The 19,881-nt window shown below is 55.7% G+C and carries 19 protein-coding genes; 3 read left to right on the forward strand and 16 right to left on the reverse strand.

The window, feature by feature from the left end; genetic code table 11:
* Window positions 1-217 precede the first annotated feature (217 nt).
* The 3 genes from SPV1_RS00390 to oadA all read left to right on the forward strand — a co-directional run bounded on the left by SPV1_RS00390 (window position 218) and on the right by oadA (window position 4,527).
* Complete coding sequence (locus SPV1_RS00390) at window positions 218-682, forward strand: L,D-transpeptidase (protein ID WP_009849085.1); 465 nt, start codon at window positions 218-220, stop codon at window positions 680-682.
* A gap of 483 nt (window positions 683-1,165) precedes the next feature.
* A complete protein-coding gene (accC, locus tag SPV1_RS00395; protein WP_009849086.1) occupies window positions 1,166-2,584 on the forward strand; it encodes an acetyl-CoA carboxylase biotin carboxylase subunit in 1,419 nt (472 codons plus the stop codon).
* Window positions 2,585-2,673: 89 nt separating this feature from the next.
* Window positions 2,674-4,527 carry a sodium-extruding oxaloacetate decarboxylase subunit alpha gene (gene oadA, locus SPV1_RS00400; RefSeq protein ID WP_009849087.1) on the forward strand — a complete coding sequence of 618 codons (1,854 nt, stop codon included), beginning with the start codon at window positions 2,674-2,676 and terminating at the stop codon, window positions 4,525-4,527.
* Between the two features lie 121 nt (window positions 4,528-4,648).
* Here the strand turns inward: oadA and SPV1_RS00405 are convergent, their stop codons facing one another.
* The 16 genes from SPV1_RS00405 to SPV1_RS00480 all read right to left on the reverse strand — a co-directional run bounded on the left by SPV1_RS00405 (window position 4,649) and on the right by SPV1_RS00480 (window position 19,864).
* Window positions 4,649-5,050 carry a response regulator gene (locus tag SPV1_RS00405; protein WP_009849088.1) on the reverse strand — a complete coding sequence of 134 codons (402 nt, stop codon included), beginning with the start codon at window positions 5,048-5,050 and terminating at the stop codon, window positions 4,649-4,651.
* Complete coding sequence (locus SPV1_RS00410; protein ID WP_231288216.1) at window positions 5,047-5,472, reverse strand: DNA-binding response regulator; 426 nt, start codon at window positions 5,470-5,472, stop codon at window positions 5,047-5,049. The genes SPV1_RS00405 and SPV1_RS00410 overlap by 4 nt, the downstream gene beginning before the upstream one ends.
* Before the next feature lie 11 nt (window positions 5,473-5,483).
* Window positions 5,484-5,702 (reverse strand): DUF2934 domain-containing protein, encoded by a 219-nt coding sequence (locus SPV1_RS00415; RefSeq protein WP_009849090.1) that lies wholly within the window; start codon window positions 5,700-5,702, stop codon window positions 5,484-5,486.
* A 422-nt stretch (window positions 5,703-6,124) separates the two neighbouring features.
* The gene (locus SPV1_RS00420) at window positions 6,125-6,589 is read right to left on the reverse strand and encodes an aminoacyl-tRNA deacylase (protein WP_009849092.1); all 465 of its coding nucleotides are present in this window, start codon (window positions 6,587-6,589) and stop codon (window positions 6,125-6,127) included.
* A gap of 137 nt (window positions 6,590-6,726) precedes the next feature.
* The gene (locus SPV1_RS00425) at window positions 6,727-7,380 is read right to left on the reverse strand and encodes a response regulator (protein ID WP_009849093.1); all 654 of its coding nucleotides are present in this window, start codon (window positions 7,378-7,380) and stop codon (window positions 6,727-6,729) included.
* Window positions 7,377-9,383 (reverse strand): PAS domain S-box protein, encoded by a 2,007-nt coding sequence (locus SPV1_RS00430; RefSeq protein ID WP_009849094.1) that lies wholly within the window; start codon window positions 9,381-9,383, stop codon window positions 7,377-7,379. The genes SPV1_RS00425 and SPV1_RS00430 overlap by 4 nt, the downstream gene beginning before the upstream one ends.
* Before the next feature lie 217 nt (window positions 9,384-9,600).
* Window positions 9,601-10,311: a lipase family alpha/beta hydrolase gene (locus SPV1_RS00435; protein ID WP_009849095.1), complete on the reverse strand. Its 711-nt coding sequence runs from the start codon at window positions 10,309-10,311 to the stop codon at window positions 9,601-9,603.
* Window positions 10,311-11,744, reverse strand: coding sequence for an amidophosphoribosyltransferase (gene purF / locus SPV1_RS00440; RefSeq protein WP_009849096.1), 1,434 nt, complete (start codon window positions 11,742-11,744; stop codon window positions 10,311-10,313). Before purF ends, SPV1_RS00435 begins: the two co-directional genes overlap by 1 nt.
* Window positions 11,745-11,751: 7 nt before the next feature.
* Complete coding sequence (locus SPV1_RS00445; RefSeq protein ID WP_018294728.1) at window positions 11,752-12,348, reverse strand: CvpA family protein; 597 nt, start codon at window positions 12,346-12,348, stop codon at window positions 11,752-11,754.
* Window positions 12,349-12,400: 52 nt separating this feature from the next.
* On the reverse strand, window positions 12,401-13,789 hold the full coding sequence (radA, locus tag SPV1_RS00450) for a DNA repair protein RadA (protein WP_009849098.1): 1,389 nt from the start codon (window positions 13,787-13,789) through the stop codon (window positions 12,401-12,403).
* 40 nt (window positions 13,790-13,829) lie between these two features.
* The gene (locus SPV1_RS00455) at window positions 13,830-15,014 is read right to left on the reverse strand and encodes an SPOR domain-containing protein (protein ID WP_009849099.1); all 1,185 of its coding nucleotides are present in this window, start codon (window positions 15,012-15,014) and stop codon (window positions 13,830-13,832) included.
* 17 nt (window positions 15,015-15,031) lie between these two features.
* The gene (locus SPV1_RS00460) at window positions 15,032-16,159 is read right to left on the reverse strand and encodes a M14 family murein peptide amidase A (RefSeq protein ID WP_231288217.1); all 1,128 of its coding nucleotides are present in this window, start codon (window positions 16,157-16,159) and stop codon (window positions 15,032-15,034) included.
* A gap of 36 nt (window positions 16,160-16,195) precedes the next feature.
* A complete protein-coding gene (locus SPV1_RS00465) occupies window positions 16,196-17,005 on the reverse strand; it encodes a type III pantothenate kinase (protein WP_009849101.1) in 810 nt (269 codons plus the stop codon).
* Window positions 17,002-17,961, reverse strand: a complete 960-nt coding sequence (locus tag SPV1_RS00470) for a biotin--[acetyl-CoA-carboxylase] ligase (protein ID WP_009849102.1) — start codon at window positions 17,959-17,961, stop codon at window positions 17,002-17,004. Before SPV1_RS00470 ends, SPV1_RS00465 begins: the two co-directional genes overlap by 4 nt.
* The gene (gene nadC / locus SPV1_RS00475) at window positions 17,954-18,820 is read right to left on the reverse strand and encodes a carboxylating nicotinate-nucleotide diphosphorylase (protein ID WP_018294726.1); all 867 of its coding nucleotides are present in this window, start codon (window positions 18,818-18,820) and stop codon (window positions 17,954-17,956) included. The genes SPV1_RS00470 and nadC overlap by 8 nt, the downstream gene beginning before the upstream one ends.
* Before the next feature lie 132 nt (window positions 18,821-18,952).
* Window positions 18,953-19,864: a phosphatase PAP2 family protein gene (locus SPV1_RS00480; protein ID WP_009849104.1), complete on the reverse strand. Its 912-nt coding sequence runs from the start codon at window positions 19,862-19,864 to the stop codon at window positions 18,953-18,955.
* Window positions 19,865-19,881: the final 17 nt, after the last annotated feature.

Raw genomic sequence — 19,881 nt, forward strand, 5'->3', positions numbered from 1 at the left:
GGGGATTATCCCTGCTCCATCTCTCACTTATGATTCCTGCAAGACCGCCCCTGTGTAGGGACATTAAACTGCGCTTTCAAGTGCGTTCGCCCACAAAAGATCATCCTTAGGATATCAGAAGGACTCATACGCATAGTCTCATAAGCACTCTGTCGATTGATTTCCCCCTCAACACTCACGAGGTGCAGTCGGACAACCGGCGAGGTAGATTACCGGCATGATCGAGATCCGCATCGCCGAACAGCAGCTTCACCATCGCCGAGCTACCGGCGTGTGGTATAGTTATCCGATATCTACCGCAGCCCGGGGTACAGGCAATCAGCGGGACAGCCTGCAAACACCACTCGGCCACCATCGCATTGCAGCCATGATTGGAGCCGATGCGCCGATATTCACCGCTTTTAAGGCACGCAAACCATTTACCATCTTCGACCCGTTACATGACGACCCGGAGCGCGACTGGATACTCTCCCGTATTCTCTGGCTTGGCGGCTGCGAAACCGGCAAAAACCGGCGCGGAGCAGTTGATACACTCTCCCGCTATATCTATATCCACGGCACCCACGCCGAAGCGCTGGCAGGTACCCCCGCCTCCCACGGCTGCATCCGCATGCGTAACGCTGATATCATTGAACTCTTCGCACATGTACGCATAAATGAAAGGGTCAACATTCGCCCCTGAACCAGGGCAATCGCATTAAAACGACTCTTTATTCATTGTGCTTAATATTCAATCCGTAGCCATGCTGCAGCTGGTCGGAATATTGCAAGTAAGGACTTGTATCAGCCATGGACTGTTGGTGTTGTTTAACAAATCCTCCTTTTAGATCTGCCTCGGCATGAATATTTTAGCGGAGTAGAGCGGCGGAGCCGTGGCCGTTAAAATGTTTATGCCGAGGGCACCCGAAGGGCAGAGATAGCGGAGGCGGCTTTCTTTCGTCCTTTCTTTGCCGCCAAAGAAAGGACAAATATATCTCATATACATTGCGCCAGCCTGGGGGCACCCATCTATTCAATATTGCTTGACTACAATATTTTAATGGATTGTCCTGCCGCCCAGACATCGTGCCTTATCCCCGTGCTGCCGGGCTGTCGGGATGAGCCCCGGTTTGCCCGAACAGGCCTCTGACGCTATGATCCACCCCCCAATTGAAGGAGTTCGTCTTTGTTTAAACGTATTCTGGTAGCCAACCGTGGTGAGTGTGCCATTCGAATTATCCGTTCATGTCGTGAGCTGGGTATCGAATCGGTTGCCATCTATTCTGAAGCTGATGCCCATGCCCTGCATGTGAAAAAAGCCGATCGCGCTGTGATGATCGGTCCTGATCCGGTCAAGAGCTATCTGAACATTCACAGGATAGTCGGCGTCGCACTGGACTCCGGTTGCGATGCTGTACATCCGGGCTACGGCTTCCTCTCTGAAAACGATGAATTTGCGCGGGCGATTATCGATGCAGGACTGACCTATATCGGCCCCTCCCCCGACGCAATCCGTGATATGGGTAGCAAGACCAAGGCACGCGAATCGATGATTGCCGCCGGCGTTCCGGTGATTCCCGGTTCGGACGGAGCTCTCAACAATGTCGATGAGGCGCTGGAGCTGGCGCATAAAATGGGTTACCCGGTCATGCTCAAGGCGGCGGCCGGCGGCGGCGGACGCGGCATTCGTCGCTGCGACAGCGATGCTCAACTGCGCGAAAATTATGTCGTAACCCAGCGCGAAGCGATGGCTGCATTCGGCTCCGATATCCTGTTCATGGAAAAATGCATTGTCGAACCGCATCATATTGAATTCCAGGTTCTGGCCGACAGTCATGGCAATACCGTGCACCTGTTTGAACGCGACTGCTCAATTCAGCGACGTAACCAGAAGCTGATCGAAATTGCCCCGAGCAACTTTCTCACCCCCAAGCTGCGTGAGAGCATGGGCGCCATTGCGGTCAAGGCAGCTCAGGCTGTGGGCTATGTCAATGCCGGTACCGTCGAATTTCTGGTCGACAAGGACAGAAACTTCTGGTTCATGGAGATGAACACCCGCCTGCAGGTGGAGCATACCATCACCGAAACCATTACCGGCGTCGATATTGTCGCCCAGCAGATCTCGATTGCAGCAGGTGAAGCCCTTCCCTTCACGCAGGCGGATCTGAGCTTCCGTGGCTTTGCCATCGAGTTTCGCATCAATGCCGAAGATCCGAAAAACAACTTCCTGCCGATGCCCGGTCGTATTACCCGCTATATATCTCCCGGCGGCATGGGTGTGCGCGTGGATGGCTGCGTCTATGCCGGCTACGAAATCCCGCCCTACTACGATTCGATGTGTGCCAAACTGACGGTATCCGGTCTGAACTGGCATAACACCGTCATGCGGGCCCAGCGTGCACTCGGCGAATACGATATTCGCGGCATGAAAACCACGCTACCGTTTTACCGTACTATCGCCTCATCGGAAGTGTTCATGCAGGGTGAATTCAACACCGGCTTTATGGATCAGCATCCGGAGCTGCTGGATTACAACGATAATGAGCGGCGTGAAGATATCGCTGCTGCGGTGGCGATGGCCATCGCCGTGCATGCCGGCCTGTAATCGGGTCGGGAAGGTTAACGTCGCTGGCACGCCCGTGTGCCAACATGCGGATAAGCAAACACAACATCGCGTAAAAAAGGTATAGAGATATGACTGACACAAAGAAAAAACTGGCAATTACCGAACTGGCTCTGCGTGACGGACATCAGTCGCTGCTGGCTACGCGTATGCGGCTCGACGACATGCTGCCGATTTGCGAGAAGCTCGATACTATCGGCTACTGGTCGATTGAAGCGTGGGGCGGCGCGACCTTCGATACCTGCCTGCGCTACCTGAAAGAGGGTCCGTGGGTACGCTTGCGTGAGCTGAACAAGGCGCTGCCGAACACACCCATCCAGATGCTGCTGCGCGGCCAGAACCTGCTTGGCTACCGTCATTATGCCGACGATGTGGTGAAGAAGTTTGTCGATATGGCTGCCGCCAACGGCGTTGACGTATTCCGTGTATTCGATGCAATGAATGACCTGCGCAATGTGCGTACGGCCGTGAATCAGGTCAAAGCCAACGACAAGCACGCCGAGGGCACCATCTGCTACACCACCAGCCCGGTACATACGCTGGAATACTTTATCGATCTGGGTAAGGGCTTCGAAGATATGGGCTGCGACACGCTGGCGATCAAGGATATGGCGGGACTGCTTACGCCGACGGCTACGCGTGAACTGATCCTGGCCCTGAAACAGTCTGTCTCCATCCCGCTGCATCTGCACTCCCACGCAACAGCCGGCGTGGCCGAGATGGTACAGTGGGAAGCGGTGCATGCCGGTTGCGACATCATCGATACCGCCATCAGCCCGCTGGCCGGCGGCACCAGCCATCCACCGACAGAAGCCATGGTCGCGGCCTTTGCCGGTACTGAATACGACACAGGTCTGAATCTGGTAGCGTTGCAGGAAATCGCCGCCTACTTCAAGGAAGTGCGTAAAAAATATGCCCGTTTTGAATCCGATTCAACCGGCGTGGACACCCGCGTATTCGTCAACCAGATCCCTGGCGGCATGATCTCCAATCTGGCCAATCAGCTACGTGATCAGGGCGCACAGGATAAGATGGACGCCGTGCTCGATGAAATTCCACGCGTCCGCAAGGATTTCGGCTACCCGCCACTGGTCACACCAACCAGCCAGATTGTCGGCACCCAGGCCGTGCTCAATGTCATGTCCGGCAAGAAATACAAGGTCATTACCAACGAGACGCGCGACTACCTGAAAGGCTTGTATGGCCGTGCACTCGGCGAAATCAATGAAGAGGTGCGCAAGCTGGCCATCGGCGATGAAGAGCCGATTGATATCCGTCCTGCCGACCTGCTGGTGCCTGAGCTCGATGCCCTGACCCGTGAAGTCGGTGATCGGGCTACTTCGGTGGAGGATGTACTCTCCTATGCCCTGTTCCCGACCATTGCTCTGGAGTTTTTCGAAGAGCGGGCCAGCGGTCAGTTCAAACCTGAATCACTGGACACGCCTCTGGAAGCCAGTTCCACACCTGAGGTTGTTACCGCACCGTCCCTGGCGCCTACCGAATTCAACATCATCATTCATGGTGAAGAATACCATATCAAGATCGAAGGTTCCGGTCACAAGAGCGATGATGTGCGTCCGTTTTATGTCAAGGTGGATAATGTACTGGAAGAGGTCACCGTTGAGACGCTGACCGAGGTCGTACCTACCCATAACGGCAATTTTGATGTCAGCAAGGCATCCAAGGGTTCACGCAGGCCGAAAGCAACCAGCGACAGCGATGTAACAACGGCCATGCCGGGTCGTATCGTGGCGATCAATGTCGCCATCGGCGACCAGGTAGAAGCCGGCACCACCGTCCTGACCGTGGAAGCGATGAAGATGGAAAATCAGGTGCATGCACCGGTTTCCGGTACGGTCACCGCCATCAATGTCGCAGTCGGCGATAGCGTCAATCCCGATGAGTGCCTGATGCAGATCGACTGATTCCTGATACCTGTTTCACCACGAAGAGTATGCATTCCGGGTAACCTCTTTCTTCGCGCCCTTCGTGGTGAAACGGATTTTCAAATCTCCAATCACGCGCTCGCTTGACGCGCGGACAGGTTTAATTGCTCCCGACAGACTGCAGGGAATCAAGACATTGATACAAAGCCCGGAAATCGATCGGTTTTTCAAACAGCGTTGCGTTGCAGGCTTCAATCTCGATGACCAGATCCGGATCGGCGTAACCGCTCACTACAATGATCGGCAGACACTGATCCTGCCTGCGAATCTCACGTATCAAATCACATCCGTTCATCTCCGGCATGCATATATCCGTCATCAGCAGGTCAAAACCACCGGCTGCATGTCGGTACAGCTCCAGCGCCCTTTTGCCATCCTCCGCATCCGTCACGTCGAACCCTTTTTTCGTCATTATCTTGACCAACAACTTGCGAACTGCAGTGTCGTCATCGGCAATCAGTACGCGTCTGTTTTGAAGCGCTTCTGTTATATAATCACTCATACGCCGCACCTCTCCCGCCTCTCTAAAAGACCGGGGGCAATGCCGGCCGCCATGCCGCGGCTGGTATCGATATCATGACTGTCATTGGCCAGATAAAAATAGCCGCGGCATCCGCCCAGATCACGCGCCAGTTTTTTCCGGTACCCGTCATCAATCGGGGTAACCGCATAGGTTTCAATCGATCGATCATGATGGTGACAGTATGACAGTACGCCCAGTCCTCCCAGATCCACGCCATCAATGTCGGCAATCACTGCATCGATATTTTCCCGCAGCATCCGCTCATAGGCCTCACGATCACTGTGCACCTGAGAGATTTTCCACCCATGCGACTCCAGCAACATGGCAAGCTGCTCCCCTGTGTGGGCATCTCCGGTCAGGATCAGACATTTTTTCCATCGTTTTTGCCTCTGATCGTTCATCGGTGAAAACATCAGGCCTGGTTGAGCAGCAAGCGGTTAATTTCATCCTCGGCCGCCAGCCAGTCCAGCATCGCATCTCCCCCGTTAAAGCCCCGCGCCAGCGCACGGTAATAGGCCGATTCCGCGATCATCTGCTCGCGCATATCAGCATTCAGACGGCCGACGTTGTGTTGCACCCTGTTGCCGGGCTTCCTGCGATTTACACCTTTCTCTTTCGTCGTACTGCGCATCCTCTCTCCCTACTACTGTCCATAAAAAAATAACAGCAAGGCTGTCAATGCTTTTACGTCGATATCAATCAATGGTGACACTGCGTCGTTCGCTCTTTTCATCACCTTCAGGGGATTCGGCCATGGTGTCATCTCCTTTGGCGTGCAGCTTGTCGGTATGCACCTTATCTGCAGGTACATTCTCCCGACTCGACGGCTGATTGTAGATTAGCTTTGCAGCGATCAGTATCGGAATAATTCTGATCTTTTCTGAACGTGGATGTCGCTACAGGAAAATCAGCCTGAAAGAGAGTACCTGAGCCGGACAAGATGGCTCACTACTGCATGGAAATGGTCGGCCCAACCGTAATGCATCAAAGATAGACAGAAGCAGACAGGCATTCGTGTGCCCGCCAAGGAAAGAAAGCCGTTATTTTACCCGCTTAGCAGGCAAAACAGAGGCGTCTCGCGCCCTTTAGCAGCGTCTGGAAGTCCGTGCCGCCTACCCGCACCAGCTCAACATGATCGCCTGCTTCAAAATAGATGTCGGGCTCATCCAGCAGACTGACTTCGAGCGCCACCTCCAACTGGTATGCCCCGCCGACCGGCGGCACTGCGCCCGCATCGCAGTCGGGAAACAGTGAGGCGATTTCATCTTCATCGACCAGCTCAAGATTCCGGTCGAGCTGTTCGTTGAGCGTCTCAACAACAATATGCAGCGGCGATGGCAATACCGCCAGCAGGTAGCCCAGATCATCACGGAGCAGAACCCCTTTGGCGAGTCTGTGTCCGGGAACATGTGCAACTTCCGCGATCAACTGACTGGAGACCGAGAAGGGATGCGGCACGGTTTCATAAGCAATGCATGATTGATCCAGATAACGCTTGAGTGTGTTGGCGATAGACATCAAAGACCTCCTGTTTATCTCTTCTGGGGCCATAAAAAAGCCGATCATGCAGGTAATCGCTGCTGATAAAGCTCCAGCTCACTATAGCAATATTTTTGCAAATCTGCAGCAAGTCCAGTCCATCAATCCGGGCGGACTCAACCGCCAGAGAGGATGCCCATGCGTGTAGCGACCTGTACCAGTTCGGCCATCGTCGCCACGCCCAGTTTTTCCATAATGTGCTGACGATGGGAATAGACGGTCTTCTCGCTCAGATGCAGAGCTGCAGCGATATCGCTCACGCTTCGCCCATCGGTGAGCAGCAAGCATACCTCCAACTCGCGCCGGGTCAGCGATGATGGCAGCGGCTTGAGCGTTTCGGAGGCTGAGTGTAGCAAAGGCAGTTGCACGCCCGTTTCATCATCGAGATAGCGTCTGCCTGCCATCACCTCGTGAATGGCTGAGATGAGTAATCTGGCGCCGCTACGCTTGCAGACGAATCCACGCGCGCCCATCTGCATGGCGCGCTCGGCCACCATGCCGCTATGCATACTCAGCATCAGAATACGTGCCTCGGGATGTGCCAACAGGATGCGGCGCATGACTTCAAGCCCGCTAATATCAGGCAGGGAGATGTCCATAATCACGATGTCCGGCAGCCATTTTTCATAATCCCGACAGGCCTGTTTGCCGCTGGCCGATTCGGCCACCACCTGCATCAGGTCGTCTGCTTCCAGCAGATAGCGAAACCCGATACGCACGACTTCATGATCGTCCACAAGCTGCACGGTAATGGCCCGCGAGCCGCTCATCCCCCGCTATCCTCGCTGTGATCCAGCGGCAGCATGGCCTTGATACGCACGCCATCCTCAGGCACATGCGTCAGCATGAAGGTGCCGCCCAGCGCATGTACGCGCTCGCGCATACCGATCACCCCCATCCCCGTAGGTGTTCTATCCGCCTCTGCGTGCACTCCCTTGCCGTTATCACTGATCTCGACCTGCAGCTGTCCATCACGCCCGGCATGTGCAGGCAGCGCCCTGATGATCACATTCACACAATCCGCTTTGCCATGGCGAAAGGCATTGGTCAGTCCCTCCTGTACCAGCCGGTAGATCGCGATAGCCCGCATATCATCCAGAGCATCAATATCCCCGTCGATACGCAGCGAGCAGACGATACCGGCCTGCTTTTGCCTCTCTCCTGTCAGCTCGGTCAGAGCCGCTGTCAGCCCCAGCGTATCAAGCGTAGCCGGCCTCAAGCGCAATAGCGAGGCATGGCTGGCGTTAAACGAAGCACTGGTACTACGCACAATCTCTTCACCCATGATGCGCACTTCGGAGTCGATGGCATGCATGGTGATATACTCCCCACGCGTCTGGATTCCGGTTAGCAGCTGCCCCAGTTCATCATGCAGGTCGCGGGCCAGCGTGCGCCGTTCATCCTCCTGCACCTGCATCAACTGTCGCATCAGTGCGCGATTCTCCTGCAACAGTCTCGCCTGATCCGCCTCAGCCTGTTTACGTCTGGTGGCATCTCGCTCAACCGAATAGATCATGCTGCTGTCGCCGATCGACACATATCTGGCAACTGCATCCGCCCAAAAGGTGCTGCCATCGCTGCATGTATGCTTCGTCTCGAAGTAGACCGGATCACCCGATTGAAGCAGGCGCACTCTCTCCGCCACTGCCTCAGGAGATATGTTGGTATCAATGAATGTAATCGGTTTGCCAATCAGATCGTCGGCAGCATAACCGTGCTTTTCAAAAGCGGCCTGATTGGCATCAACAATGACCGGCACCGCATCAGTGCGGGGCTCCATGACAAGCACGTAATCTGACGTCTGCTCAAACAGTACCCGGTAACGTGCCTCACTCAGGCGCAGCTGCTCCTCCACCTGCTTGCGTACGGTGATATTGCGCAGTATGCCTTCAATAGCGACCGGTTTACCCGCCTCATCGCACAGCAATGTGCAGCTCGCCGATGCAATGCGCGGCGTCCCGTTCTTATGCGCAAGCATCAGCTCAAAATCATTCACCTTCCCTTTCCGCAACAGTGCGCTGAGCAGCTGGTCCCGCTGCGCCGGGTCGATATAAAACTCCATCACCCGCCGCCCCAGCAACTCTGCCTGCGTATAGCCTGTCTGAGCCAGACACGACGGGCTGACAACCTCGATGCGGCCATCCATATCGGTTTTGTAATAGATATCCACCATATTTTCGAATAGAGAGCGACACTGTTCCTCGTATCGCCTGTTTTCTCTCTCTATTCTCCTGCGCTCACTGATATCCACAAGCGTGATACGGATGGTCTTGCTTTCCTCTGTGCATACGGACAGACAATGGAGCTGGGCGTAACAGATCGAGCCGTCCTCACAGTTGAGCGCCAGCTCGGTCTGTTGACGCGAATTGAGTCTGAACAGCGTGACGGTCAACAGATACCATGCATCGCAATCCTGCGGCACGATAAACTGGGAGAATCGCTGCCCGATCAGTCTGTTGCGCTCCAGGCCGAGCATGCCGGCCAATATCAGGTTAGCCTGCGTAATCATCCCTTTATCGTTAATAGTGGCATAACCGACCGGAGCAAAATCGAAAAAATCGGAGAAACGATCGCGCGACTCGATCAGTTCATGCTCCGCCCGATGCAGCCCTTCGTTCTGCATCTCCAGCTCAGTCATATGCATACGCAGTTCGTGAATTAGCCCCTGTAAATCTGCTGTCTTGCTCGCCTCTGCAGATTCATCCATGCCAGCCAAGCGGGCTTCGATACGCTTGCGCCGCTCATCTACCGACAAGTTACGACCCTCTTCCATAAGCCATTCGTGGAGAAATCATTGCCTCCCCTCCTTCAGCTCTCTGATTAAAGTCACTAGTACTGCAAAAGTACAGTCTTGTGACAATCTGGAGTCGGGAATAACTCAGCCAGCGAGCATTTTCGCCACATTTTCAGCATCGCTTTGTAGGACAGAAACCCAGAACTATCGTTGCCTGAGCGGTTTCTCTGAATCAAAAAAAGAATGAAAAAGCCAACTACTGCTGCTGTAAAATCCAGCAGCCGATATCACGATACAACGGTAAGGGATCAAACGGTTCACGCCGTCTGAACGGATTCAACCAGATATTCAGCGACATCAGTTCAAAATGATCGGCCGGAACGACCGAAACAAGATCACCCCATGCGGCCGACTGCCTTGATACCTGGGAATCATTGTCACCTTCCGCTTGCTCAATGATGCGGGCATAACGACGCATCAGCCAGGGCAACTGAGCAAGTGGCCGCGCGCCCGCATAACTGCGATAGATAACACCATCATGATCGGGGGTATCTGCATTAAACTGCCGCATGGCTATTGTGGTCAGCGCGTGGACGCCGGCAAACAGGCGGAATGGAGAAAGGGTTGAACAGACATGATCGGCGACCGGTGAGCCGTGGTGCGGTGTGCCCAGCGTCGTCAGGCTGGCCACTTTAGCCCCGCCACCCAGGTGCGTGATCCAGTAGCGGGCATCCACACCACCCATCGAGTGAGCGATCAGATGCAGAGGCCCCGGCTGTGTAGCCAGTTGCTCGGCCAGTGCGCTGGCGCGCTGCTTGATTGTGCCGGCCCATGGCAGCTTCGGTACGATAACACGCATGCCCATCTGCCCGTAGAGTGAACGGGCCTGACGAAAATACTCCAGCCACAGCAGACGATCAAAGCCGAAGAGGCCGTGAATCAGAACGACCGTCGGCTGTGCGGACACTATTCGCTGCGGCGACTGTGAAAGTGCAGCAGGGAGAGCTGAGGGGAGCGCTTGCCTTCAACCGGCACCGGATAATCACCGGAAAAGCAGGCATCACAATGGAGGGAGCGCTGCTTGCCAACAGCCCGATACATGCCTTCAAAACTGACAAAGGCCAGCGAATCGGCACCAATCGCCTTGCACATTTCATCCAGATTCATCTTGTTCGCCATTAACTCATTGGCATCGGGCGTATCCACCCCGTAAAAGCAGGAGTGCTTTGTCGGCGGACTGGAGATACGCATATGAATCTCTTTGGCACCGGCTGCGCGCACCATCTCAACGATCTTGCGACTGGTTGTACCGCGTACAATCGAGTCATCCACCAGAATCACCCGCTTGCCCTTGATCAGTTCCCTGTTCGGGTTGAGCTTCAGCTTCACGCCAAAATTGCGAATTGACTGTTTCGGTTCGATAAAGGTGCGTCCGACATAATGATTACGGATAAGCCCCATCTGAAACGGAATACATGAGGCCTCGGCGTAACCCATCGCCGGCGGCACGCCGGAGTCCGGCACAGGAATCACCAGATCCGCCTCTACAGGCGACTCTTTAGCCAGTTCCACGCCGATCCGGTAACGGGCCTGATACACATTGACCCCTTCCAGCGTGGAGTCCGGACGGGCAAAATAGACATACTCGAACACACAGAACTTGCCGGCTGATTCCGAAAACGGGTGCAGACTCTGCAGGCCATGCTCATCAATCACGACCATTTCACCCGGTTCGACATCACGTACAAAGGTGGCTCCAATCAGGTCAAAGGCACAGGTTTCGGAGGCCAGCACCCAGGCTCCGTCGAGTTGACCCAGCACCAGCGGTCGGATGCCGTTCTGATCACGTACGCCAACCAGTCGCTTCTCTACCAGCACCAACAATGAAAAACCACCGGAGAGGCGGTTGACAGCTTCAGCAAGACGATCCTGCATCGTAGCACCCGGACTTCTTGCCACCAGATGAATCAGCACTTCGGTATCCGAGGTGGACTGGAAGATCGAACCTTTCTTCTCCAGCTCATCACGCAATTCCGGGGCATTGACGATATTGCCATTGTGACACATGGCAATGCCGCCATGTGCGTACTGATAACAGAACGGCTGACAGTTGCGCAGACCCGAATCGCCCGAAGTGGAGTAACGCACATGTCCGATGCTGTGGCGACCGGTCAACTCCTTGATAGCCGATTTCTGAAAAATATCGGCGACCAGTCCCATGCCGCGATGGGTATTGAACTGCTTGCCGTCGGTACTGACGATACCGGCCGACTCCTGTCCGCGATGCTGCTGCGCATACAAGCCAAGGTAAGTCAGATTTGCCGCTTCAGTATGGTCGAAGACACCAAACACGCCACATTCGTCGTGAAAATGATCCGCCTTATCAGACTCTGGTATCATACCACCCTCATTTACTGCTATTCTGGATTATTGATTTCAGCGCCTGCCGGTCTTTCACGGGAATCAGGTTCTGCATACGTTCGTTGTTCGTTTGCGGAGAGACATATTGTGCTGCCGCACCCTGTCTTGAAAATGGATACCCCTCAGGAATCATCCGACCCAGCATATCGCCGAGGTTGATGGCATAAGGTACCAGTCGGCTCTCTTTCAACCAGCTGGCGTCGGGTTTGGTGTACGATGTGTAAACCAGAAAGCAGAGGGCGATCAGCAGCATACCGCGGGCTGCGCCAAAAAAGATACCCAGCGTACGATCGGTCGCCGTCAGAGCCGCCAGATCGACCAGCCGACAAATCAGCGCACCAATCAGACCAACCACAATCATGACAACAATAAAGATCAGCGCAAAACCGGCGATATCGGCCACAGTTCCATTGGTAATCCACTGACCCAGAAAATCACCGGTCTGACCGGAGAGACGGCTGGCCAGCAAAAAGGCGGCGACCAGACCAATTAACGAAATCACTTCACGGACAAAACCGCGCCATAGCGATAGCACCATCGACAAACCCACGACAGCAATAAGAATGTAATCTACAAAGTTCAAATCAGCCCTCTATCCATTACGACCTGTTATTCATATCAGGTTCGGATGCGTTTCAAGTCAATAGCGTCTGAGCCGCTTCCGACAAATGCCTTACCGGCATCAGCGCAAGCGGTGTCCGTGTGTCGGTGCGCATATTAGCAATGATATTCGCCTTCTGCACCCTCTCGTGATTTTCCTTCGGCATCAGGATGCGGGCAAAGCCCAGATTGGCTGCCTCCCTCGCCCTCGCCTCAGGCTGTCCAACCGGACGCACTTCACCGGTCAGCCCCACCTCTCCGAACACAGCAATATCAGCGGCTACCGGCTTTTCCTGGAAGGCCGACAACATGGCCAGCAACACAGCCAAGTCCACGGCCGGTTCGGCAATACGGGCGCCACCGGCTATATTGATATAGACATCGTACTGACTCAGCGGCAGGCCCATTCGCCGCTCCAGTACCGCAGTCAGCATGGCCACGCGGCCGCCATCGACACCGACAGCCGAGCGTTTGGGCGTGGCATAGACCGTAGGCGCAATCAATGCCTGCACTTCCACCAGCAACGGGCGCGTACCCTCCATGCAGGCCAATACCACCGAACCCGGCACATCCTTGGCCCGCTCGGCCAGGAACATGCGCGATGCATCGCGAATACCGACCAGACCGGCATCCGACATCTCAAACACGCCTATCTCTCCTGCCGGGCCGAAGCGATTCTTGACCGCGCGCAGAATACGGTGCGCATGACCGCGATCACCTTCAAAATAGATCACCGCATCCACCATATGTTCGAGCACGCGGGGACCAGCCAGCGCCCCGTCCTTGGTGACATGGCCGACAAGAATCAGTGCATGGCCGACCGCCTTGGCCTGCTGGATCAGGGCAGCCGAGCAGTCCCTGACCTGCGATACCGTACCCGGTGCACTGGTCAGACGATTACTCACCGTGGTCTGGATGGAATCAATAATCACCGTTGAGGGACGGGTTTTATCGATGGTCGCAAGCATGGACTCCAGCTCGCAGGCGGAGGCCAGCTGCAACGATGCATGCATCGCGCCAATACGCTGACCGCGCAGGTTCACCTGCTGCATCGATTCTTCACCGGTAATATAGAGCACAGCGCCGCCGCTGTTTTCGGCAAGCTTTGCAGCCGCCTGTAACAAGAGTGTGGACTTGCCGATGCCCGGATCACCGCCAATCAGTACCGCCGAACCCGGCACCAGTCCACCGCCAAGTACGCGATCGAGCTCCTCAATACAGGTGGAACGGCGAGGACTGTTTTCGCTGCTGATCTCGGTAATCGCCGATGTCGCCAGCGCCTTGCCCTTACCTGCAGCCCGTATGGATGCAGCTTCAATCACCTGTTCGGCAATCGAGTTCCAGGCGCCACAATCGGGGCACTGGCCCATCCACTTGCGATGTTCAGCGCCGCAGCTCTGACAGACAAACAGGGACTTGGCCACCTAGCCGCGCCCCGGATATGGCAGCATCAACAACACCTACTTAATTCACCTGTTCCAGCCAGCAACCGCTCAGTTGCAGTGTTGCACAGATTGAGGTCATCGCCGCATTCGCAGCCGCCTTGTCATCATAGATCCCCATACGCACCCGGTGGACCACTTTTCCGCCTACGCTTGTATCGGCGACAGACGGGGTGCGGCCGCCTGACGACACCTGCATGCCTGCAACCATCCTCTCGGCTGCTTCTTTTGAGTCGAAGGAGGCCAGATTAATCACCCATGCAGAGGCAGGTGACGGCTGTTTATGTGCGGCCAACCGCCTGTCGATCGCGCGTCCGAGGCTCAGGTTGCGCCCTCCCTCGCTGAGTATCAGCCATGGATCGCCCGGCCGTGCACGCACCAGATAGAGCTTCTTGAGACTGTTGGCCGAATAGTTACTCGATTCATATTTCTGGGTAAATGCCACCAGCACCGCTTCACCCTGTGCAACCTGTATCGGTCCGCCAACGATTCTGAGGTTCGAAATATTGATGTGGATATAGGTTTTATTGCCGTTCACCCGTCGCTTGTAGGCTGACCAGGCTGCCAGATCGCGGCCGCCGGCAGAAAACTGCGCATGATAATGCGCGAGATAGGCGTCGGTATTAAGCGACGCCCAGTCCCTGCGCCAACGCTCAACCGACTGACGTACGCTCTGCAACAGTGATACGGATGCAGCAGCCGGCACGGCCGCTGCAGGTGCTGTCACTGTTCGAGCAACCGGAGACGGCTTTGCTACTGCAACACGCTGCGGCGCGTGAGCACTGCTAACCTGATCAATAAAAGCCTGCAAACGCAAGGTAGCTGATTCCAGTTCAATCCCTGCATGCTCCAGTTTGCCGATATCCGCCGACACCGCATGTGCATATTTTCCAGCCCGTATCGCCGCCTGTATCGACTGCCGGCGATACGCCTCCGCCCGCAGACGGGCCGCAACCGGATCCTTGCCGACGTTCGGACTGCTGAGTAACTCGATCGCCTCACTGCTGCGGTTATTTTCCAGCGCCACGGTGGCCATCAGGATCTCCCGCTCTCCCTGAGGCAGGCTGCGCACAAGCGGAGCACTGTCCTTCTTCAGCATCTGATACGCCTGCTCATGACTGATCTTCGCAGCAGACGCCGCCAAAGCCGGGGCGATTATGGACAGATGACAGACGATAAGCGCTAATAACAGCGATAAAAAATTCATTAACCCTCTCAGTTGTTTCAATGAACAGGCTTGCCGTTCCCGATGACCTGCGTACCCGAACCGGCAGGTGACTGAAGATCGCTGTCAACCTGCGTCGTCACAGCATTCTCATTTACTGCCGCAGGCGGCGCCTTTTCCGGCCGCACCATTGAACCCGTTAATGCCTGAGCAATTTCATCGAATCGGGCCTGTGCCTCGATCGTACTCTGTTTGGGTATATTCCGGCGCAGCCAGCGCACCAGGTCCACCCACATGGTACTGACCTGCTCATTCGACGGCATGATGCCCGCATAGGGCAATTCGACGGTAATCACCGGAATATGGTGCTGCACGCCGGCACAGTTACCCAACGACCCCGGATAGGTACCAATCAGTTTCAGATGCAGAAATCCCAGGTCACTCGGCCCCACCGGAGGCCCGTCAAAATCGAGTACGCCAAAGGGTGCATGCACCGATACAATGGCATCCGGTTTGAATTGTCGGATCTGTTCATACAGCCAGCTGCTCTCCGGCTCACTCAATGGAGCCGTGCCCGGATAGCGCCGTGGGTCCTTGCCTGTACTCTGCCAGTATTCCCTGCTTTTCACGTACCAGTCGGGCGTAGGCATATTGCGGTTCAGATCCACGCCGTGTGCGTTCAGGCGTTGTGAATGTTTCTGCAACAGGCCATCCGGATTCAGCAACGGTGTAACATGCCAGTGAAACAGACCCGAGTGATAGCGATCCAGCGTTTCCATCCAGCGGAAGACAATACTGACGGCCGAATACTCATCGCCGTGGGTGCCGCCAATCAACAGAATGCGTCCGATCGGTTTACGACCGGGCAACGGCGGATACTCCTTCATCATGATCGCCTGACCATTCACCGAGCGGCTGCCCGTGTCAGAGAGGTGGCGGTCCAGACAATCGGCCAGACTGACGCTGCCGAGTTTATGACCGATGCGCGTGCATTCATCGATCACCGGTTGCGTATTTGATGATGCCGCGGCAGTTACTGCTGCGGCCGCAGCACTCTGGCCGGCCAACAGCAACATAACAGTTGCAGGCAACAGGGCAAAAATCAACTTGTCACGGACGGAGGCAAGACGCATGCGGCCAACGATAGCTGTCGCATGTGCCCGTGCCAATCGATTCAAAACGGGCATGCCTGAAGTATCAATCATTGTCGCGATCAGAGCTGATTAGTGGCTGCTGAAATGACGATCAGCCAGCAGGTTCAACCCGTCGAGCGTCAGGTATGGCAGGTGATGATTGATGCAGGGCAAATCCCCGATCAGTAACGGCACAAGACCGCCGGTGGCCACAACCGGTGCCTGTTCATAGCCCGGCTGACTGCGCAGGCGCGCGATCAGGCCCGTCAGCGCATCCACTGTTGCCCAGTAACTGCCCGCCTGCATGCTGGTGGCAGTATCGCGCCCGATCAGCGTTGCTGTTCGGGCCAGCGTCACTTCCGGCAACTTGGCTGCTCTCAGACACAATGCCGCCAGCGCCACATCGGGACCGGGAACAATCAAACCGCCGGCATAATGACCTGCCGCCGAAACCACATCGAATGTGGTTGCCGTGCCGCAATCCATGACAATCACCGGTGAGCCGAATCTCTCGCGTGCTGCAACCGCATTGACAATCCGGTCCGCCCCCACTTCGCGCGGGTTTTTATAATCCACGGCCATGCCGGTTTTTACTTCCGGATCACCGACAAAGACCGGACGAAGGCCGCAGATACGTTCACAGGCGCCGGCAAGCGGCGTGTCCAGATGCGGTACAACGCTGGCCACCATAATGCCGGTAACCGCAGTTGCCGCATAACCGGACTGTACGAACATGCCATGCAGCTGCCAGGCCAGTTCATCCGGCGTATTATCGCGAGCGCTGGACAAACGCCAGTGCGCCAGCAGCGAAGTGTCGTCATAAAGGCCGAACACCATATGCGTATTGCCGACATCGGCGACCAGCATCAGTTTATCGGTTCGATTCAAATCCGTCGTCATAGTATTTCCAACTCACCTGCGATAATCCGTCGCATCCCCTCTTCCGTCTCCAGCAGCAGCGCACCGTCATGATCCAGCCCCCTTGCCATACCATGGAGATAACCCCTGCCATCGTGTACCCGCACAGCCTGATCACTGGCTGCATGCGCTTGCCACCACGCTTCCCGCACCGGATCAAACCCCTGTCGCAAATAGCGATCATACCAGGCATCCAGCACATTGAGCACGCCTGCCACCACCTCCAGACGCGACATAGAGCGTCCGGCAGCCGTGGCAAGGTCGATAGCCGGCTGCGTAATATCCGCCGGCCAACCATCTGCCGGAGGATTCAGATTAATGCCAAAACCAAGGACAACTGCGTGTACACTTCCCGGCTCCGCCCGCATCTCGGTCAAAATACCGGCCAGTTTGCCACCATGGCACATCAGGTCATTGGGCCATTTGATGCGCAGCGCCGGCACATAAACCTGCAGAGCTTCATGCAATGCCACCGCAGTCAGCAACGAGAGTTGCGGCACCTTCTCCGGCGGCAAGGCCGGGCGCAACAACACACTGACAGCCAGTGACTCTGGCACCGTATGCCACCGACGCCCCAGGCGACCACGGCCCGTGGTCTGCCGTTTGGCAATCATCACCAGCCCGTCAGGCTCGCCATGCTCAGCCAGCCGCATGACATCCTGATTGGTGGAACCGGTCTCATCAACCAACAGCAACCGATGCCCCAGATGGGTTGTCGACAGGCGCGCCTGCAACTGTGCGGCCGTCAATACCGGAGCAGGCAACATATAACCCTTGCCGGGATATGCCTCGATTGCCTCACCACCTTTTTTCAGCGCCTGAATATGCTTCCAGACAGCAGCACGAGAGAGGCCCAGCTCGGCCGCTATTGCATCACCGGAAACAGGCGACTGACTGAGGCTTAAACGATTGAGAATATGCTCGCGTACGTTATGCATCGGCCGTAGCCGGGGATGGCAGGATACGCATGGAGAGATCCAGCACCGGTGCGGAATGGGTAATCGCACCAATCGCGATCCTGTCCACGCCGGTTTCGGCATAGTCACGCGCATTGAGCAGCGTGATATTGCCGCTGGCCTCCAGCAGGATCGAAGACGGCACCATCACCCGCGCCTGCGCCACCACGGCCGGATCCATATTATCCAGCAGAATGATATCCGGACAGACATCCACCGCTTCTCTTACCTCTTCCAGCGTTTCGCACTCGACCTCAACCCATACCGCATGGCCGGCCCGGTAGCAGGCCTGCACAGCCGCAGAGATCGAGCCGCATGCCTCAATATGATTTTCCTTGATCAACATGCCGCTCTGCAGGTCCATGCGGTGATTAACGCCGCCGCCATGCAGCACCGCCTGCTTCTCCAGCAATCGAAAACCAGGCGTAGTCTTGCGCGTATCGGCAACCCGGCAACCTGTGCCCTCCACCGCATCGACAAAGGCACGCGTCGCCGTGGCAATGCCGGAGAGATGCTGCAGAAAATTCAGCGCTGTGCGTTCAGCCGCCAGTAACGAGACCACCGGCCCGGCCAGTTCACACACAATATCGCCGCAATGTACCCGATCACCATCATGAGCCAGCCATTTACGCTCAATCGTCGAATCCAGTGCGGTAAATACAGCATCCGCCATCTCCACGCCGGAGAGTACGCCGTCCGCCTTGGCACTGATACGCGCCACCGCCGAACTCTCTGTCGGCATCGTCGCCAACGCGGTCAGGTCATGCGCTGCCGCATCCTCCAGCAAGGCTTGACGTATTAGTATATGCTGCCACTCATCCATGCCACGAACACTAGCCATATTGCCTTCCGTTGATAAGGGGATGGGCATTCAGGCCCTGCCCGCATCACTGTAGGGATGCGCAGATATATTCGCCCTGCACTTGCTCCACACTATTTATCCGGCAGCTGTCGGCGTAAATACAAAAACCGGTCAGAACTGATGGTAAAAGTTCAGGGAGATTTGATCGCCGGTATAGGCTGGAATAAACATGGTGCTTGGTGCCGTTGCTGCATCCTCAGCATTGTCGGCAACCACACCGCCGATCACCGTTCCGATCAGGGCGCCGGCCACCATATCGGAGACCCAGTGGCGATGGCCCTTTATATCGGATGCAAGCAGGGCTGCAGCAACGCCATAAGGTATCAGATAATTATCGTACACCTCGGCGTAAACCCGCGCCACGGCAAAATACTGTGTGAAATGATATGATGGCATCGAACTGCCACCGGCAAAAGAACCCAGACGTGGCTTGCTGAAATGGCCAAATGCGTAGGGGTTGGTGGTAAACGGCGGCTGATCGCCGGTCGCCGTCCTCAAATTCGATACCGGCCTCTGCCTACCGGTAATCGTCTTCAGCAAGAGGTGAGAGATCATGATTGAGTAAGCAGTAGCCTTGCCGGCCAACAACGCTGCTTTTTGCGATTTCTCATCATTGAAGGCGACACCCAACGCATACGAACCGGCTATACCGAGTACCAGGTAGCTGTCGGCTCCGTTTAAACCCAACCCTTTTGCAGCAGCAGGGGTTTTCAATGCATAGCCGTTAAAGATGGGTTCAACTTTATCCTGATAGTAACGTGTTACCGGCTTGTCTGCGGCCACCAGAGCCCCGATACCTCCCAGAAAAAAAAGGGTCTCTCGGGGGTGTTCAAACGGATAGAGAGCCATTCCCTTAAAGTCGTCATCAATGTTGAAAAAAGCTTCGCCAATCAGCCTGGATGACTTCTGAACGCGCCCTTCATCCTGTACCGGAGAAGCCGCTGCATCATTCAGCTCTGAGGCCAATGGCGCAGAGAGATGTGTAAAACTGAAAAACAGCATGACCAACAATAAACGGAGCATTTCCCCTCCCAGGGAGC

This window comes from Mariprofundus ferrooxydans PV-1, from assembly GCF_000153765.1.
GTDB lineage: Bacteria > Pseudomonadota > Zetaproteobacteria > Mariprofundales > Mariprofundaceae > Mariprofundus > Mariprofundus ferrooxydans.

Excerpts from the sequence above, each read along its gene's own strand:
- SPV1_RS00460 (WP_231288217.1), bottom strand. The coding sequence starts at position 16,159 with ATGCCCGTTTTGAATCGATTGGCACGGGCACATGCGACAGCTATCGTT.
- SPV1_RS00420 (WP_009849092.1), bottom strand. The coding sequence starts at position 6,589 with ATGTCTATCGCCAACACACTCAAGCGTTATCTGGATCAATCATGCATT.
- SPV1_RS00410 (WP_231288216.1), bottom strand. The coding sequence starts at position 5,472 with ATGAACGATCAGAGGCAAAAACGATGGAAAAAATGTCTGATCCTGACC.
- oadA (WP_009849087.1), top strand. The coding sequence starts at position 2,674 with ATGACTGACACAAAGAAAAAACTGGCAATTACCGAACTGGCTCTGCGT.
- SPV1_RS00390 (WP_009849085.1), top strand. The coding sequence starts at position 218 with ATGATCGAGATCCGCATCGCCGAACAGCAGCTTCACCATCGCCGAGCT.
- SPV1_RS00470 (WP_009849102.1), bottom strand. The coding sequence starts at position 17,961 with ATGCATAACGTACGCGAGCATATTCTCAATCGTTTAAGCCTCAGTCAG.
- purF (WP_009849096.1), bottom strand. The coding sequence starts at position 11,744 with ATGATACCAGAGTCTGATAAGGCGGATCATTTTCACGACGAATGTGGC.
- SPV1_RS00455 (WP_009849099.1), bottom strand. The coding sequence starts at position 15,014 with ATGAATTTTTTATCGCTGTTATTAGCGCTTATCGTCTGTCATCTGTCC.
- nadC (WP_018294726.1), bottom strand. The coding sequence starts at position 18,820 with ATGGCTAGTGTTCGTGGCATGGATGAGTGGCAGCATATACTAATACGT.
- SPV1_RS00425 (WP_009849093.1), bottom strand. The coding sequence starts at position 7,380 with ATGAGCGGCTCGCGGGCCATTACCGTGCAGCTTGTGGACGATCATGAA.
- SPV1_RS00415 (WP_009849090.1), bottom strand. The coding sequence starts at position 5,702 with ATGCGCAGTACGACGAAAGAGAAAGGTGTAAATCGCAGGAAGCCCGGC.
- SPV1_RS00405 (WP_009849088.1), bottom strand. The coding sequence starts at position 5,050 with ATGAGTGATTATATAACAGAAGCGCTTCAAAACAGACGCGTACTGATT.
- SPV1_RS00430 (WP_009849094.1), bottom strand. The coding sequence starts at position 9,383 with ATGGAAGAGGGTCGTAACTTGTCGGTAGATGAGCGGCGCAAGCGTATC.
- SPV1_RS00480 (WP_009849104.1), bottom strand. The coding sequence starts at position 19,864 with ATGCTCCGTTTATTGTTGGTCATGCTGTTTTTCAGTTTTACACATCTC.
- SPV1_RS00465 (WP_009849101.1), bottom strand. The coding sequence starts at position 17,005 with ATGACGACGGATTTGAATCGAACCGATAAACTGATGCTGGTCGCCGAT.